Origin of the sequence: Malaciobacter canalis, assembly GCF_008000835.1 — a bacterium.
In the GTDB taxonomy this organism is placed as follows: Bacteria; Campylobacterota; Campylobacteria; order Campylobacterales; family Arcobacteraceae; genus Malaciobacter; species Malaciobacter canalis.
Genome location: NZ_CP042812.1, coordinates 1,089,613 through 1,104,867 on the forward strand (window position 1 = coordinate 1,089,613; position 15,255 = coordinate 1,104,867).

The following is a 15,255-nucleotide window of genomic DNA, read 5'->3' on the forward strand; positions in this document are numbered from 1 at the left end:
TAAAAAAGGATTATTTAATATGAAAAATACAATGATTTATATTTTAATAGTTGCAGCAATAGCACTAATGTTAAGTGAAAGTGAAACTAAAAAACAAAATGCAGCTTGGGGATATGAGGGTGATTTAGCTCCTCAAAATTGGGCTAGTTTAGATAAAGAGTATAAGATGTGTGAAAGTGGTAAACATCAATCGCCCCTTGATATAAGAGGTGATATTTTAAAAGCACAACTAGATGAAATAACTTTTTATGATGATGCTAGAGCAACAACTTTTAGTAATAATGGACATACTATAAAAGTTGATTTTGCAAGGGGAAACTTGATTGATTTTCAATCAAAAGATTATTCTTTATTACAAATGCATTTTCATACTCCAAGTGAAAATAGAATTGATGGAGCTTCTTATCCTATGGAAGTTCATTTAGTTCATCAAGATAAAAATAAAAACCTTGCAGTTATTGCTGTGATGTTTGAAGAAGCAGAAGATACAAATATAGTATTAAACAAGCTTTTAAGAAATGTTCCTGAACAAAAAAATCAATCAAATAGTATTAAAGCAGATGTTTATGGCTATGATATTTTGCCAGAAAATAAAGAGTATTATACATTTGATGGTTCTTTAACTACTCCTCCATGTACAGAGGGTGTAAAATGGATAGTTTTAAAAACACCAGTACAAGCTTCAAAAAATCAACTTGAAGATTTTAAAGCAATTATGGGTAAAAACAATAGACCTTTGCAAAATAGAAATACAAGGTTTATATTAGAATAATAAATAGAATAGATTTTTCTATTCTATTTATCTTGCTCTTTTTTTATTTTTTTATCTAAAACTTCTAAATTCATCACATCATCATTTGAGTTTTTAAGAACTTGGTTTTGAGATTGTATTTTTGACTGGGGATTGCCATTTAATGAAGCTATTAGCTTAGCCTCTGTTTCTGGTTTTAATTCACCTTTTGAAATAGTATCTAAGATTTTATTTGCAATTTGTAGTTTTGCTTCATTCTCTTTTGATCTAAAATATTTTTCCATATTATCTTCATATGCTTTTAGTTTATCTTTTCTTTTATTATTTAAATATATAAAAAGTAAAAAGCTAAGAAGAAGTAGTATAAATCCTATTAGTATTAATCCATATGTTTTGATTTGATTGTCTTTTTCTTTTTGTAAGGCATCTAGCTCAAATTTTAGTCTTTTTTCTCTGTTTATAGCTTTGATTTTTTCTTTTTCTATTCTGATTTTTTCTTTAGCAATTTCTGCTTTGATTTTCTCAATTTCAATATCTTTGTTGCTACTTAATTCAGCTTTTTTCTCTTCTAGTTTAAACTCTACTTCTTTTTGTTTTAGTGCTTGATTTTGATTTAACTCTTTTTCTTTTAAAGCTATCTCTTTCTCTTTTATTGCAAGTTGTGCTTCAATCTCTTCTTGCTTTATTTGTTTTGCTTGATTTAACTCTTTTTCTTTTAATCTTATCTCTTCTTGGGATGGACCAAGTAAATCACAGCCACTAAAGAAAAAAGAAATCAATAAAATTTGTAAAAATATTGCTTTTGCTCTCAATTTATTAATCCTTTTATATCTTGCTAAATATATCATATTTGATGTAATTTCTTATTGAAATATTTAAGTATAGCAACTATATATTAATCAATTATAAAAATAGTAACAGTATTATGTGGCATAAAAGTAATTTGTATGTGTATAAAGTTTAGCTTTCTTAATACAAGGAAATAAAACCTTGTATTAAGAAAAATTAGCTAATTGTTTAATAATATTTTTTGCAGTCTCTTCATTTAGTGGTTTATCATATGAAGTTAAAATCTCTCTTGCTAGGATATTTGCTCCTAAATGTTGAAACATTATTCTCATAGCTTGAAGTCCTTTAGCTCCACCTCCACCACTGTGTGTTGCAAGTGCTACTACTTTTTCATTGAAAGCATCTCTCCAGTCTTTTGTACTTCTTGATGTCCATGCCATCGCATTATTTAAAACAGGAGGCATTACACCATTGTATTCTGGTGCTACAATAATAAATGAATTTAAATTTAAAATTTTATTTGCTAGTTCTAAAGCTTGTGCAGGAAGACCATCTTTCTCTTCTTTTACAGTTGAGTATAAAGGTAAGTCTAAATCTACTAAGTTTATTAATTCAGCTTCATGACCAGCTTCAATAGTTAATTCTTCTAATCTTTTTGCTAGTTTTACATTATTTACTGCACTAGCAACTAAAATACCTATTTTAGCCATTATAAATCTCCTAAAAATATATTGGCAAAATTATACTCTTTGAAAATTAAACCTTGATTGTAATCAATAACTAATATCAAAAATAATGTTATAAATAAAAAAAAGGAGCAAACATGAACAAGTATAATATCTTAGAAAATTTAGAGTATAAAGATAAAGTTGCTATTACAGTTATGTTTGAAAGTGAGTTCTCAAAAGAGATAAGAATAGTATTTAAACAAGATCAAGTTATGAAAGAGCATAAAACATCATATCCAATTACAGTTGAAATTTTTGAAGGTGAGATTCTTTTTGGTGTAAATGGACAAACTCATACTTTAAAAAGAGGTGACATAGTCTCTTTAGAAGCAAATGTTCCACATGATTTAACAGCGAACAAAAACTCTATTGTAAGACTTAGTCTATCAAAAAAAGATAGTATAAACAGAGTTAAAGGAGTTTTGAAACTTTAAAGAGATTTACTTTTAAACTCTTCAAAACTTTTATTAAACCATGATTTAAAAGCTTTTAAAAATGAGTTTGTAGTACTAAAACCTAAAAGTGTACTCAACTCATTTGCTGTAAAGTTCTTACTTGAATAGTATTTTACTAATTTAATTCGTACTTCTTTTACTATTTTTGTATAAGAACTTTTCTCTTCTTTTAATCTTTTTTGTAGAGTTCTTTCATGAAGAGTTAATCTTTTAGCTACATTTTGTAAGCTAAGTTCATCTAAGGAAATAAGTTTAATAATCTCTTTACTAACTTCTTCTTTAAAATTATTGCTACTTACTAAATCTAACATCTTTTTTGCTTCTTGTTCAAAAAGCATTAAAAGTGTTTCATCATTGAATTTTGTTTTATATTGTAAACACTCTTTTGTAAAAACAATATTAGTATGCTCTTTTTTAAAATTGAGATTTTTTCCAAACTGTTTTTCATACTCTTTTGTGCAAATAGGTGATTTAAAACTAAAATTACAGTATTCAAACTCTAAGTTTTTATATAAGATGTTTTTCAAAAGAGTAATAATTGCAATTGTATGTAGTTTTAATTTTTGTTCAAAGTGATTAATATTTTCATCTAAGTATATAAATAAGCTACTATTCTTATATCTAATTTCTAAACTATCTCCTAATATTTTATAATAAACACTAAGTTTTTCTAATGCTTCATTTAAATTATTTGAATGGGATATTAAATAACCCAAAATACCAATACTACTTGGAATAACCATATTTGATATATCAAAATAGATTTTATCACTTTTCTCTTTTTGTGAGATTTGTTTAATTAGTGTAAAGATTGTATTGGCTTCTATTTTTGTATTTTTAGTTAAAAAAGTATTTGTATTAACTCTTTTTTCAAGTAGTTTTAACACATCAATAAACTTTTCAACTGTTAAGTTTGAATTATTTCGCAATTTGATTACCTTAGACTTATCTTTTTCCTTTTTGTTTGTTTATAAAAAAGTTAAAATTTTAGTAAAAAAGGAATGAATTTGTATTATACAGTTTTAACTCTTCACTCTTATATTAGATGGTTTTTGCTTCTATTTATAATCTTAGGATTTTGTTTTTGTTTATATAATACTATTTTTTATAAAAAATATAATATTTATAATAAACAAATCACTTATATAACTACATTTTTTGCTCATATACAGTTAAGTTTAGGCTTTGGATTATATCTATTTTCAGATATTGTAAGACAGTTTTATACAAACCCTTTTGAGATGATAAAACTAAGTGAAATAAGATTTTTTGCAGTTGAACATCCATTAACTATATTTTTTGCAATACTATTATTATCTTTTTTTAATAGTAAAATAAAAAAAGAGAAATGTAACTATAAGAAAAATAAAATCCTAGTTATTTCAAATGCTGTTGTATTGATTTTGTTGTGTATTTCTATTCCATGGAGTTTTTCAAGTTATGTTTCAAGATGAGTAAAAAAGTGGTGCGAATGGTGAGAATCGAACTCACACTCCGAAACCGGAATGGGATTTTAAGTCCCACGCGTCTACCTATTCCGCCACACTCGCACTTTTTTGTAGACATAAAAAATGGTGGCGCGGGGCAGAATCGAACTGCCGACACAAGGATTTTCAGTCCTTTGCTCTACCGACTGAGCTACCGAGCCACCTAAACTTAAATAGTGGTGGTGAGAGAAGGATTTGAACCTTCGAAGCCATAGGCGGGAGATTTACAGTCTCCTGGATTTGACCACTCTCCAACCTCACCGATTGTTAAGTTTCTGTGTCGCTTTATTGTTAAGCGGGTGGAATTATAATAGGTACTAGATTAAACAAAGCTGAAATTATTTAAAAGTTTAGAAAAAATTCTAAAAATTTAAAAATGTTTGATTTTATTTGATTCTAACCATCTATTTTGAAGTTCTTTAAGTTTTTTCATTGGAACTTTTTTCTTAGAGTTTTTTACTTTGAAATTTTCTTGATTATTTACTTTTGATTCATCAAAACTATAATTTAAATCTAAATTGGCAAGATTTAAAGCATCCATTGCTCTTGTTGCTGCAACATAATAGATATTTAATTCTTCATTTATTTTTAGATTTGTTGTACTCTTTTTTGAATTTAATATATCTTTTTTACTTATAAAGTCATCTTCACACATAATAACTTGAGAGTATTGCATACCTTTTGATTTATGTGCAGTTGTAAAAATTATATCTGCTTTTGATTTATCTTGTGTAAGGTTGCTTTTTATGTTTTTATTTATTTCAAATATTGAATCATTATAAGTGTTAATAAATCTTATTACATTTAAGTAATCTTGGTTTTTTGTATCTTTAGCATACTCCTCAAGCTCTTCAATGCTACTAAACTCTTTTAACTCATCAATTGATATCTTTTCATACTTCTTTTGTTTTAAGTAGTATATTGAATAAACAGTTTGATTCATAAAAGAGTATGAATTATATCCACCTTCAAAATATATTTTAAAATCTCTCTTTTTATTTATATATTTTATTACTTCTTTTGCAAGAGCAAAACTTGTTCTGCTTATTACACAAAAAGGTTTTTTTTCATTGACTACTTTTTCTCCTATTAAAGATTGTTTATTCTTTAATCCAAATATTTCAAGAGATTTTGAGTCAATTTTGCTATAAAGCTGATTTAAATCGTACTCTAGTTTTTTTGCTAATTCATTGGAAAATCTAAAACTTTTACTTAATTTATATATAGGAAGTTTTATCTTATCAAGAGCATTTATAGCAAATCTAAAAGAGTAGATTTGTTGAAAACTATCTCCAACATAGACTCTTTTACAATTTTGTGCTTCAACTATTGAAATCATAACATCAGAAATATCTTGTGCTTCATCTACTAAGATTAAGTCATATCCTAAGTTTGAAGAGATTTTTTTATTTAGATAAAACAATTTTAAATAAAAGTCATGACTTGCTTCAATCTTGTGTGTTTTCATGCAAGTTAAGATATATCTTGTATGATTTAAAATATTTTCTGCTCTTGTTTTTAGAAGTTTTAAGACTTTTGCATCTAAGTTTGAATACTTCTTATAACTTTGAAGTAATACTTCATCTATTTGTATTAGTGAACTATTACAATAAAAGTTAATAATATCTTTTATAAGTGCTAGATAGTTTGGTGTTGGTTCGTATGATAGTCTATTTTGTTCAAACTCTTTTATGCACTTGTAAATAGTATCTACTTTTAAATCATAACTTAGTTTATATTTCCAAGCTTGCATTTTATTAAAAGCTAGTGAATGTATAGTCTTTACATCCATATTAAAAATTTCTAAGTTACTTAGTTTTTTTTCTAAGCTAGTTTGCAAAGATTTGTTATATGCAAGATATAAGATTTTGTATTTTGGAAAGTTTTTAGCATATTGCAGAAGTGTTGTTGTTTTGCCACTTCCTGCAACTGCATTTATTTTAAAAGAGTGCTCTTTTGAGTTTATTATGTCTATTTGTTCTTTGGTAAAAGTCATAAAAGTTTATTACTACTTATATGGTGATATTTTTGGTGGAAACTCTTTAAAAGATTCATTTATTGCACTAGTAATTGAGTTTTTTGTTTTTATATTTTGCATTGGTGTAGCAAATTGAAGTAGTTGTTCAGCACCTTCTAAAGATTTCTCTTCTTTATAAACAAAAGCTATTTTTTTACCAAGTTTTTTACAATTTTCATAAATCAATCTTGCATAATCATCAATATAAATAAACTCTTTTGCATTTATTTTTTCACCCCATGAAAAAAATACAAACTTACCTGATGGAATTAAGTTTTGTGCATCTAAATACATAATATCTCTATCAAATTCTGTATTTTGTAAAGAGTTATATTTTTCTAAATCATCATTGAACTTCATAAGTAATTGAGATGAATCTATATTTTTTTCATTTAAGTTAAATAAGTTTCTAATTTGAATTAATTTACCTTTTATTTCATCTGTTTTGCTCATGGCATTTTTAAATACAGTCATATATGTTTCTATTTTAAGCTCAATCATTTCATCAAATTTGTCAAACTCTTGTTCTAGTAAAAACTTATTTGAATCATATCCTACAGGAGAAACAATAGGATTATATAAAAAAATCGTTCCTATGATATTTTTCTTTTTCAATTTATTTGTTTTGATTTTTTCTTTTAAATCTTTTACTGTAATCTCATCATCTTTATCACAACTTATGTAAAGGTAGCTTTCTGTTAAAAAAACTTCTTCATATTTTGTTTTAAATACACCAAAGTATTGCATATATTTCCTCTTTGTTAAATTATTGTAATAATATCTAAATTATTTAGTAATAAAGCTTATTTTAAAGTGTTTCAAAAAGACAATACAATAATAAAAAATTGCTTTTATTTAGAAAAATTATTATTTAACTATGAAACAAGAGCTTTTTTTTGATACTATTATATTACTATTCTTGTGTAAAATAATATAAATACTATTTAATACACAAGTTGTTTTAAGGAGTTTGCAATGAGTATCAATGTTAAATATTATAAAAGTTTAGATGCCTTTGTAAGAGATTGTAAAGATGAAAATAATAGATATCTATTATTAGTAGCTCAAGAGTGTAAGTTTTATATGTCATTATTAAAAAATTCTAAAATTGAAGCATATGGAGCTATTTTCCCTGAAATTATATTTGAAGCAGTAAGTTATAAAGATGGACTTTTAGCATATAAGCTTGATGATGATGAAAAAATAATAATGCAAAATGACATTTCAAAAATCTCTTTTGATAAAGAGCAATTTAAACAAATCAAATCAGTAATTACTTTTGTTGATGGATTAAGTCATCATGTAGATGAATTTTTAGACTCTTTTTTTGAACTACTTGAACCACAAACACAAGTATTAGGTGGTGGTTCTGGTGTTGTCCCTTTTAGTAGAAAAGAGGTTATTTTTTCACCTGAAGGAATTTATAAAGATGCAGCTTTACTTCTTTGTAAAAAACAAAATATTAATATAGGAGTAGAGCATGGTTGGACAATATTAAAAGACCAACTTGTAACTACTCTTGTTTATGAAACTAGTATTTTACAAATTGATTATGATAATGCACTTGATTATTATAAAAAAACTATAGAAGAAGATTTAAATATACAAATAGATAATATCAATGATTATTTAAACTCTTATCCAATTGGTTTAATAAAATTTGACAATGAGATTTTAGTCAAAGAAATATTTGATGTTTCAAATAATAGTTTAAATATCTCTAATCTTATTTCTCAAAACTCTGTAATTGCTATTTTAAAAGGTAATAAAGATAAGTTAATAAATGCTGCAAAGCAAGCAACTTTAGAAGCTGTTGGAAAATGTGAAAATAAACAAAGTGCAGTTTTAGTATTTGAATGCGTATCAAGAAAAAACTTTTTAAAAGAGAGTTTTGATGATGAAATGCAAATGATAAAAACTACAAGTGATAATAGATTAATGTTAGGAGTTTTAACATTAGGAGAGATTGTAAATAAAAGCGATGTAAATTTAAATTTATTTAATAAAACTTGTCTTGTAGGTGCAATATGTTAGTTGAACAATTAGCACTTACATATAAATGTCATAGCGCAATAGGAAATAGTTTAGATTTAAAAGAGATGTTAAAAGAAGTATTAAAGACATTTATTAACGAAACCTTTGCTTTATATGGAACTTTTTATTTGTATCATGAGAGTAAAAGAAGCTTAAATAAAATTATAAGTATGGGGAAAATACAAGATTTTGATATTGAAGACTATTCTAATATTTATGATAGTTTTAATATTATTGATAATAAAAATGATAAAACCCAAAGGGTTTTAATACTACCTTTAGATAGAGGAATAATCTTTCTTGTTTATAGTAAAAAAAGTATGAATATGAGTTTTTTAGGTTCAATGTTTCAAGGTCTTGCACATAAACTAAATATTAGTATTGATTCATGCTTAAATGTTACAATAATGAAAAAAAGAAATGAAAAACTAAGAGCTTTAGCCGTTGAGCTTGAAAGACAAAGAAAAGAGTTAGTTGAATCAAATAAGTATAAAAATGACTTCTTAGCAAATATGAGTCATGAATTAAAAACTCCTTTAAACTCTATTATTGTAATTTCTTCTGTAATGAAAAAAAATAAAAAAGAAAAGCTAGATGAAGAACAAGTAAAAAATATGAATATAATAAATACTTGTGGAAATGATCTTTTAGTTTTGATAAATGATATATTAGATATTTCAAAAATTGAAGCAGGGGAGTTGTCTTTAAACCTAAAAAAGATAGATATTCAAATGTTAATTGACTCTTTATATGATTCAATGTATCCACTAGCAAAAGATAAAAACTTAAAATTTTTAAAATCATTTAATATAAAAAATACTCAAATTCTAACTGATGAATCAAGAGTAAAACAAATCATAAAAAATCTTTTAAGTAATGCAATAAAGTTTACAGAAGAGGGAAGTATTGAAATAAAAATAGAAGAGAGCAATGATGATATTATAATTTCTATAGTTGATGAGGGAATAGGAATAGGAAAAGACAAGTTAAAAAATATTTTTGAAAGATTTAAACAAGCTGATGGTAGTACAACAAGAAAATATGGTGGAACAGGACTTGGACTTGCAATATCAAAAGAGCTGTCACAACTTTTAGGTGGAGATATAAAAGTAAGTAGTGAAATGGGAGTAGGAAGTGAATTTCAAGTTACTTTACCTAAAAAAGTAACTATAAAAAATGTTTCTGATGATAAAGTTGATATTTCAAGTGGTGATGAAAGTATAAAAACAGAAGAGATAGTGTTTTTTGATATTGAAGATAGTTCTACAAATAGTGAAGAAGAGAATAAAGATTTTAATAATCTTTTAATAATAAATGGTGATCATGCAACTATTTTTCCAATTTTAGTAACATTTAAAAAAGAAGGTATTCAAATTGAACATACAAACTCTGTGGAAAATGCTCAAAAAGTAATACAAAATAGAACCTTTGAAGCAATAATATTTGATGTATTAAATTCACAAGGAGAGGATTTAGAAAAACTAGAAAAAACAGCAATTGAAAACAAATTAGTTTTAGTTGCAATTGGTGATGAAAAAATTGATAAAGCAGATATTTGTATATCAAGAAACAAAGTTGATAAATCTTTAGTTCAAGAAGTAATAAATTTGGTAAAAGCTAAAAAATAATAAATTAAAAGGCTAGAAATGTATAGTTTTTCAGACTCATTGGGTTTTTTATTATTTAAAAAACTATTTTTTGTATATATAATAGTTGTTACAGCTTTCACATCATATGAAATTTTTATGCAATTTGAATTGGCAAAAAAGAATTTACAAAAAGAGTTTGAACTTATAGAAAAGTCTTATAGTGATGACCTTGGTGTAAGTATTTGGAATTATGATAGAAAAAGAACAAATCAAATAGCAGAAAAGATTATAAGTAATACAAATATAGAAAAGATAAAAATAAGACAAATCTCAGGCGAAGTTTTTTTAGAAAATAGATATAAAATAGATAAAAATAGTATTGAAAATCAAGAAAATCTAAAAAGTTTTGATTTTGATGTTTTTAACAATAAAAATAAAAAAGTAGCAACTATTAGTGTATATTATGATAAAGATATAATATATAAAACAATAGAAAAAAATATAATTTTAATAGTTATTATAACAATTTTAAAGTTTCTTTTTCTTTTTGTTTTTTTAATCTATTTTATAAAAAAACTTATAGTAAAACCTTTACATAGTTTAATAGAAGCAACAAAACATCTTGATGGTAGAAATAGAGTTTTTGTTGATGAGGTTTTGCATAAAAACAATAAAACAGAATTAGCCCAATTAACTGATAGTTTCAATTATATGGCACTGCGAATAAATCAAAGTTTTGATGAAATGACTAAACTAAATGTTAAATTAAAACAGCAAAAAAAAGAGTTAATACAAGCAGATAAATATAAAAACTTTTTTCTAGCAAATATAAGTCATGAATTAAAAACTCCATTAAATCCAATATCTTTAATAACAGCAGTTATGTTAAAAAATAAAGATAATAGTTTAGATGAAAATAATTTAAATAATATAAAAATAATAAATAAATCTGCAAATGAATTAAAAATTTTAATAAATGATATTTTAGATTTGACTAAAATAGAATCAAAAGATATAAAACTTTATCTAAAAGAATCTAATTTAAAAGAGGTTTTTAATACATTAGTATCCATTTATGATACAAGTGCAAATAAAAAAGGTTTAGCTTTTAAAAGTGATTATAAATTAAAAGAGAGTTTATATGTAATTGATGAGCAAAGGTTTACACAAGTTTGTAGAAATCTTTTAAGTAATGCTATAAAATTTACTTCAAAAGGAGAAATAAGATTTAATATTTTTGAAGATGAAACTAATATTTTTGTTGAAGTTATTGATACAGGTATTGGTATTTCAAAGAAAAATCAAGAAGAGATTTTTACTAGCTTTAAACAACTTGATGGAACAACTACAAGAAAATATAGTGGTGTAGGATTAGGTTTGGCAATCTCAAAAGAATTAGTTATTTTACAAGGTGGAGAAATAAAAATAAAAAGTGAAGAAGAAAAAGGAAGTTCTTTTTTATTTAATATTAAAAAATCTGATAGGACAAAAATAGCAAAAGATGAAAATAAAAAAGAAAAAACAGAAGATACACAAATACTTAAGCCAGAAAAAAATAAACCAAAAGAAGAAAAAAATATTTCAGTTTTTATTTTAAATGATAATCCTTTGTTATTTTTTAAATTAGGAGTTGCATTAAATAAAGAAGAATCAATCTCTTTAATTAATATCAAAAGTTTAAAAGAGTTTTTAAAAGCACATGATAAAAGAAAAAAAGAGTTTTTGATTATTCATAAAGTAGAAACTAATGAAGAACTTATGAAAATTAAAGAAGAAAATAATTTGATAATCATTTCTATTGGAAAATGCAATAATAGTGAAGTAGTGGATTTGATTTTAGATGAACCAATTGATAATGAATATTTAATAAAATATATAAAAGATAATGTATAGATTTTATATGTTTTTTTAAGTACTTCAAAATAATAATGCGTTATTATTAATATACTGTTTTTAAAGGGTTAACATGGAAAAGTTTAGTATTTTATTAGTTGATGATGTTGCAGAGAATATTCACTCTTTAAAGATGATGATTGAAGATAGTTTTGATGTTAAGATTTTTAGTGCCTTAAGTGCTCAAGAGGGCATGGAGATTTTAATGAAAGAAGAAATTAATCTAATCTTAACTGATATTCAAATGCCTGAAATTGATGGTTTTGAGTTTGCAGAGTATTTAAAAAGTATTGAAAAAACAAAAGATATTCCCTTAATCTTTATTACTGGGATTTATGATAAAGATGAGTATAAAAGAAGAGGTTATGATATTGGTGCAATTGAGTATATTACAAAACCAATTGATGACCTTTTATTAGATGCAAAACTTAAAGTATATATAGATATTTTTGAAAGAAGTAAAAAAAGGCAAGATGAGTTAGAAGAGAAAAATGAGATTTTGATTCATCAAGCAAAAATGGCTACTATGGGTGAAATGATAGGAGTAATAGCCCATCAATTAAAACAACCTTTAAATGTACTTTCTCTTTATTGCAATGATGTTAAAGACTCTTATAATTTTGGTGAGATTAATGATGAGTTTATAGATGAATTTTCTAAAAAAACAAAAAGCAATATAAATTTTATGAGCCAAACAATTGATGATTTTAGAGATTTTTTCAATCCTAAAAAATCAAAAAATAAATTTTTACTTAAAAAGGTTATTGATAATTCACAAAGTTTATTATTAAAGCAGTTAGAAAATAACAATATTAACTTGCATATTGATATATCAAATGAAGAAGTTTATGGTGTTGATTCAGAATTAGAACAAGTTGTACTAAATCTTTTAACAAATGCTCAAGATGCGTTTATTGAAAGAGAAATTGAACAAAGAGATATTTATATAACAGCAGGAACTAATCAAAAGTATACGGTTCTAGTTGTAGAAGATACAGCAGGTGGAATAAAAGAAGATGATCCTGAAAAGATTTTTGATCCTTATTTTACTACAAAAGAAAAAGGTACAGGAACAGGTCTTTATATGGTAAAACTTGTTGTAAAAACAAGTTTTAATGGAGAGTTGAAGTTAAAAAACACTGGCAAAGGTGCTAAATTTATAATGATACTATCAAATGGAAAGTAAAATTAATTTAGTAAAGCTTTAGGGTCAAGCTCTTTTATTTGGGCTTCTCTAAATTTTATTACATCATTTAAGTCTTCTATTCTTTTCATTTTTATATCAATTGTTTCTTGTTTTTTCTCAATATCAACTTTTTTAGCTAAAACCTCTTCTTCAAGGGTGTGAATTTTTTGAACTAAAAGGTCTTTCTCTTTTTTTACTCTAAGCATTACATCTTTATACTCTTCAATTTGCTTATTTTTTAGTTTAAGTATTCCTTCTTGTTTTTCATCAAGATTTAGTTTTTCATTTTCATAATGTTTTATTTGTTGCAACTTAGCTTGACTTTTTTTCTTTTCAGTATCTAGCTCACTTTTTAATAAAGGAATAATATTTTCATATTTTGAAATTTTTAATTTCAAGTCATCTTGTTGTTTTTTTAAATTAGCAATCAATTCTCTTTGTTGTTGTATATTTTTAATTACTTTCTTTTTAAATTCTCTTTTTTCTAAATTCTCTTTTGTAGATAAAAAACCAATACAAATAAAAGCTTTAGTATGATCTTCATCAATTTCAAATATATTACAAGTAACATAAAAAGGCTCACCTTTAGAGTCTGCAAACTTTAATTCACCTTCCCATTTACTTTTCTCTTTTATTTGTTCAATAATATCTTCTATAACTTCTCTTGATGTGTCTTTGTGAATGAGTTCTTTAAAATCATGATTTATTATCTCTTTTTCATCTTTTTGAAAAGATAATAAAAATGCACTATTAATAAATGTTATATTAACTTCTTCATCAAATTTTAGTACAACTGCAATATTATCTATTGCATCTAAGTATTGTTCTAACTCTTGATTTTTTATAGAAAGCATTTTTTCATAATATTTTTTTTGACAAACTTCTTGAGATTTTAAAACCACATCTTCTGTATCAATTGGTTTAAGAATATAATGGTTTGCTTTTAATTCAATTGCTTTAAGTAAGTTTTCTGATTCTGATCTAGCAGTTGTAAATATAAAAGGAACTTCTTCATCTAATTGTCTAATTTGTTCAAGCATTTCAATACCACTCATTTTGGGCATATTTATATCACTTAAGACTAAATCAACTGGTGTTTTTGCTAAATGTAGTTTTTGGAACTGTATGTATCCCTCCATACCATTTGGAGCTAAATATACAGTTTTAAATAACCTATTTAATGTTTTAGCAAGTTTTTCTCTTGCTAAGTCTTCATCTTCTACATATAAAATAGTAAGTTTTTTTAAAAATTCTTTATTAATCATTTTAAACTCTTTTTAAATAAGTTACTTATAATCTTATCACAAAATTACAAAAGTTTTTTTAAATCTTCAAATTTATCAATAAAATATTTAGCCTTTTGAAAATCATGGCTTTTTGTAAACTCATTTTTTATAACTATACAATCAATATTTGCAGCATAAGCTGAATCAAGTCCTCTTTGGCTATCTTCAATAACAACTGTTTCTTCTTCTTTTGCATTAAATTTTTTTAATCCAGCAAGATAAGGAGCAGGGTGTGGTTTTGCTTTTTCATAATCTTCCACACATAAAGTAAAATCCATAAAATCAATAATATTCCTGTTTTTATGTATTAGTTCAAAGTCAACTCTTCTAGCAGTTGTAATTATTCCCATTTTATATTTTTTACTTAATTGTTCAAGAGTACTAACTACATTTTTAATAGTAATATCTTTAGTTTGTAAAAAATATTGATAAAGTTCATCTCTTTTCTCTCTTAACTTATCAATATCTTCTTTTTTTAAACCTTTTTTTATTGCCAATTCCCAAGCAGTTCCACCTCTTATCATTATTTTTTGATAAGTATCAAACTCCAAAATTATATCTACTGTTTTTAAAATATCATAATTTGCTTGGTAGTACCACATCTCAGTTTCAACTAGTACTCCATCATTATCAAATAATATAAATTTTTTATTCATACTTTATTCTACTATTTTATTAATTAATTCTATAATATCCATAGGTTTTACTAAATAACCTTTTATATTTAAACTATCAGCTTTTTTTATATATGGACTTTCTGAGTGTGCAGTTAAGATAATAAACTCTATATTTTTAGACTCTTTTTTTATTTGCTCAATTAATTCAAGACCATTCATGCTTGGCATATTTATATCAGTTACTACAAAATTAATATTATCATTTTCTTTTAAAATTTCTAAAGCTTCTTTTCCATTATTTGCAATATAATACTCTACTTTTAGATTTTCTAAAATATTTGATAATGCAACTTGTATATCTTCTTCATCATCAACAAAAAGTATCTTATAGTTTTTTAATTTATCAATCTTTTCTTGCATATT

General features: G+C 24.7%; 15 protein-coding genes and 3 tRNA genes. 7 read left to right on the plus strand and 11 right to left on the minus strand.

All coding sequences use genetic code 11. From position 1 onward, the window contains the following. Positions 1-19: 19 nt before the first annotated feature. A complete protein-coding gene (locus tag ACAN_RS05555) occupies positions 20-772 on the plus strand; it encodes a carbonic anhydrase (protein ID WP_099334138.1) in 753 nt (250 codons plus the stop codon). A gap of 23 nt (positions 773-795) precedes the next feature. Here the strand turns inward: ACAN_RS05555 and ACAN_RS05560 are convergent, their stop codons facing one another. Together ACAN_RS05560 and ACAN_RS05565 are read right to left on the minus strand one after the other, a co-directional pair. Continuing rightward, entirely contained in the window at positions 796-1,563 is a 768-nt protein-coding gene (locus tag ACAN_RS05560; RefSeq protein WP_099334139.1) for a flotillin family protein, read from the minus strand. Positions 1,564-1,746: 183 nt separating this feature from the next. Beyond that, positions 1,747-2,250: an NADPH-dependent FMN reductase gene (locus ACAN_RS05565; protein ID WP_099334140.1), complete on the minus strand. Its 504-nt coding sequence runs from the start codon at positions 2,248-2,250 to the stop codon at positions 1,747-1,749. Between the two features lie 113 nt (positions 2,251-2,363). Between ACAN_RS05565 and ACAN_RS05570 the strand changes: the two genes are divergently transcribed. Continuing rightward, the gene (locus tag ACAN_RS05570) at positions 2,364-2,702 is read left to right on the plus strand and encodes a cupin domain-containing protein (RefSeq protein WP_099334141.1); all 339 of its coding nucleotides are present in this window, start codon (positions 2,364-2,366) and stop codon (positions 2,700-2,702) included. Here ACAN_RS05570 and ACAN_RS05575 read toward each other — a convergent pair. After that, positions 2,699-3,652 (minus strand): AraC family transcriptional regulator, encoded by a 954-nt coding sequence (locus tag ACAN_RS05575; RefSeq protein WP_099334142.1) that lies wholly within the window; start codon positions 3,650-3,652, stop codon positions 2,699-2,701. The two genes, ACAN_RS05570 and ACAN_RS05575, sit on opposite strands and share 4 nt — an antisense overlap. A gap of 78 nt (positions 3,653-3,730) precedes the next feature. Between ACAN_RS05575 and ACAN_RS05580 the strand changes: the two genes are divergently transcribed. Then, positions 3,731-4,177 (plus strand): hypothetical protein, encoded by a 447-nt coding sequence (locus ACAN_RS05580; protein ID WP_099334143.1) that lies wholly within the window; start codon positions 3,731-3,733, stop codon positions 4,175-4,177. Positions 4,178-4,186: 9 nt separating this feature from the next. On the opposite strand, the gene ACAN_RS05585 is transcribed toward ACAN_RS05580, so the two are convergent. The 5 genes from ACAN_RS05585 to ACAN_RS05605 form a co-directional block, all read right to left on the minus strand. Further along, positions 4,187-4,273 (minus strand) — tRNA-Leu (locus ACAN_RS05585). 22 nt (positions 4,274-4,295) lie between these two features. Then, a tRNA-Phe gene (locus tag ACAN_RS05590) sits at positions 4,296-4,371 on the minus strand. A gap of 16 nt (positions 4,372-4,387) precedes the next feature. After that, positions 4,388-4,472: transfer RNA gene (locus ACAN_RS05595), tRNA-Tyr, on the minus strand. Positions 4,473-4,580: 108 nt separating this feature from the next. Beyond that, complete coding sequence (locus tag ACAN_RS05600; protein WP_099334144.1) at positions 4,581-6,206, minus strand: UvrD-helicase domain-containing protein; 1,626 nt, start codon at positions 6,204-6,206, stop codon at positions 4,581-4,583. A gap of 12 nt (positions 6,207-6,218) precedes the next feature. Then, positions 6,219-6,974, minus strand: coding sequence for a hypothetical protein (locus ACAN_RS05605; protein WP_099334145.1), 756 nt, complete (start codon positions 6,972-6,974; stop codon positions 6,219-6,221). A 228-nt stretch (positions 6,975-7,202) separates the two neighbouring features. On the opposite strand from ACAN_RS05605, the gene ACAN_RS05610 reads away from it, so the two are divergent. The 4 genes from ACAN_RS05610 (at position 7,203) to ACAN_RS05625 (ending at position 12,929) form a co-directional block, all read left to right on the plus strand. After that, positions 7,203-8,261 carry an FIST C-terminal domain-containing protein gene (locus tag ACAN_RS05610; RefSeq protein ID WP_099334146.1) on the plus strand — a complete coding sequence of 353 codons (1,059 nt, stop codon included), beginning with the start codon at positions 7,203-7,205 and terminating at the stop codon, positions 8,259-8,261. Further along, the gene (locus ACAN_RS05615; RefSeq protein WP_099334147.1) at positions 8,255-9,889 is read left to right on the plus strand and encodes a sensor histidine kinase; all 1,635 of its coding nucleotides are present in this window, start codon (positions 8,255-8,257) and stop codon (positions 9,887-9,889) included. Before ACAN_RS05610 ends, ACAN_RS05615 begins: the two co-directional genes overlap by 7 nt. A gap of 18 nt (positions 9,890-9,907) precedes the next feature. Next, positions 9,908-11,743: an ATP-binding protein gene (locus ACAN_RS05620; protein WP_099334148.1), complete on the plus strand. Its 1,836-nt coding sequence runs from the start codon at positions 9,908-9,910 to the stop codon at positions 11,741-11,743. 73 nt (positions 11,744-11,816) lie between these two features. After that, positions 11,817-12,929 carry a hybrid sensor histidine kinase/response regulator gene (locus ACAN_RS05625; protein WP_099334149.1) on the plus strand — a complete coding sequence of 371 codons (1,113 nt, stop codon included), beginning with the start codon at positions 11,817-11,819 and terminating at the stop codon, positions 12,927-12,929. A 2-nt stretch (positions 12,930-12,931) separates the two neighbouring features. Here ACAN_RS05625 and ACAN_RS05630 read toward each other — a convergent pair whose 3' ends face one another. Genes ACAN_RS05630 through ACAN_RS05640 form a run of 3 tightly spaced genes read right to left on the minus strand, consistent with a single transcriptional unit; the run spans position 12,932 to position 15,252 of the window. Continuing rightward, the gene (locus ACAN_RS05630; protein WP_099334150.1) at positions 12,932-14,194 is read right to left on the minus strand and encodes a response regulator; all 1,263 of its coding nucleotides are present in this window, start codon (positions 14,192-14,194) and stop codon (positions 12,932-12,934) included. 44 nt (positions 14,195-14,238) lie between these two features. After that, positions 14,239-14,871 carry an HAD family hydrolase gene (locus ACAN_RS05635; RefSeq protein WP_099334151.1) on the minus strand — a complete coding sequence of 211 codons (633 nt, stop codon included), beginning with the start codon at positions 14,869-14,871 and terminating at the stop codon, positions 14,239-14,241. A 3-nt stretch (positions 14,872-14,874) separates the two neighbouring features. Beyond that, entirely contained in the window at positions 14,875-15,252 is a 378-nt protein-coding gene (locus ACAN_RS05640) for a response regulator (RefSeq protein ID WP_099334152.1), read from the minus strand. Between the last annotated feature and the right edge of the window lie 3 nt (positions 15,253-15,255).

What these genes read in the sequence shown, in the direction of transcription:
- ACAN_RS05555 (WP_099334138.1), top strand. Translation starts at nt 20, where the DNA reads ATGAAAAATACAATGATTTATATTTTAATAGTTGCAGCAATAGCACTA.
- ACAN_RS05605 (WP_099334145.1), bottom strand. Translation starts at nt 6,974, where the DNA reads ATGCAATACTTTGGTGTATTTAAAACAAAATATGAAGAAGTTTTTTTA.
- ACAN_RS05635 (WP_099334151.1), bottom strand. Translation starts at nt 14,871, where the DNA reads ATGAATAAAAAATTTATATTATTTGATAATGATGGAGTACTAGTTGAA.
- ACAN_RS05620 (WP_099334148.1), top strand. Translation starts at nt 9,908, where the DNA reads ATGTATAGTTTTTCAGACTCATTGGGTTTTTTATTATTTAAAAAACTA.
- ACAN_RS05610 (WP_099334146.1), top strand. Translation starts at nt 7,203, where the DNA reads ATGAGTATCAATGTTAAATATTATAAAAGTTTAGATGCCTTTGTAAGA.
- ACAN_RS05615 (WP_099334147.1), top strand. Translation starts at nt 8,255, where the DNA reads ATGTTAGTTGAACAATTAGCACTTACATATAAATGTCATAGCGCAATA.
- ACAN_RS05625 (WP_099334149.1), top strand. Translation starts at nt 11,817, where the DNA reads ATGGAAAAGTTTAGTATTTTATTAGTTGATGATGTTGCAGAGAATATT.
- ACAN_RS05640 (WP_099334152.1), bottom strand. Translation starts at nt 15,252, where the DNA reads ATGCAAGAAAAGATTGATAAATTAAAAAACTATAAGATACTTTTTGTT.
- ACAN_RS05600 (WP_099334144.1), bottom strand. Translation starts at nt 6,206, where the DNA reads ATGACTTTTACCAAAGAACAAATAGACATAATAAACTCAAAAGAGCAC.
- ACAN_RS05630 (WP_099334150.1), bottom strand. Translation starts at nt 14,194, where the DNA reads ATGATTAATAAAGAATTTTTAAAAAAACTTACTATTTTATATGTAGAA.
- ACAN_RS05570 (WP_099334141.1), top strand. Translation starts at nt 2,364, where the DNA reads ATGAACAAGTATAATATCTTAGAAAATTTAGAGTATAAAGATAAAGTT.
- ACAN_RS05565 (WP_099334140.1), bottom strand. Translation starts at nt 2,250, where the DNA reads ATGGCTAAAATAGGTATTTTAGTTGCTAGTGCAGTAAATAATGTAAAA.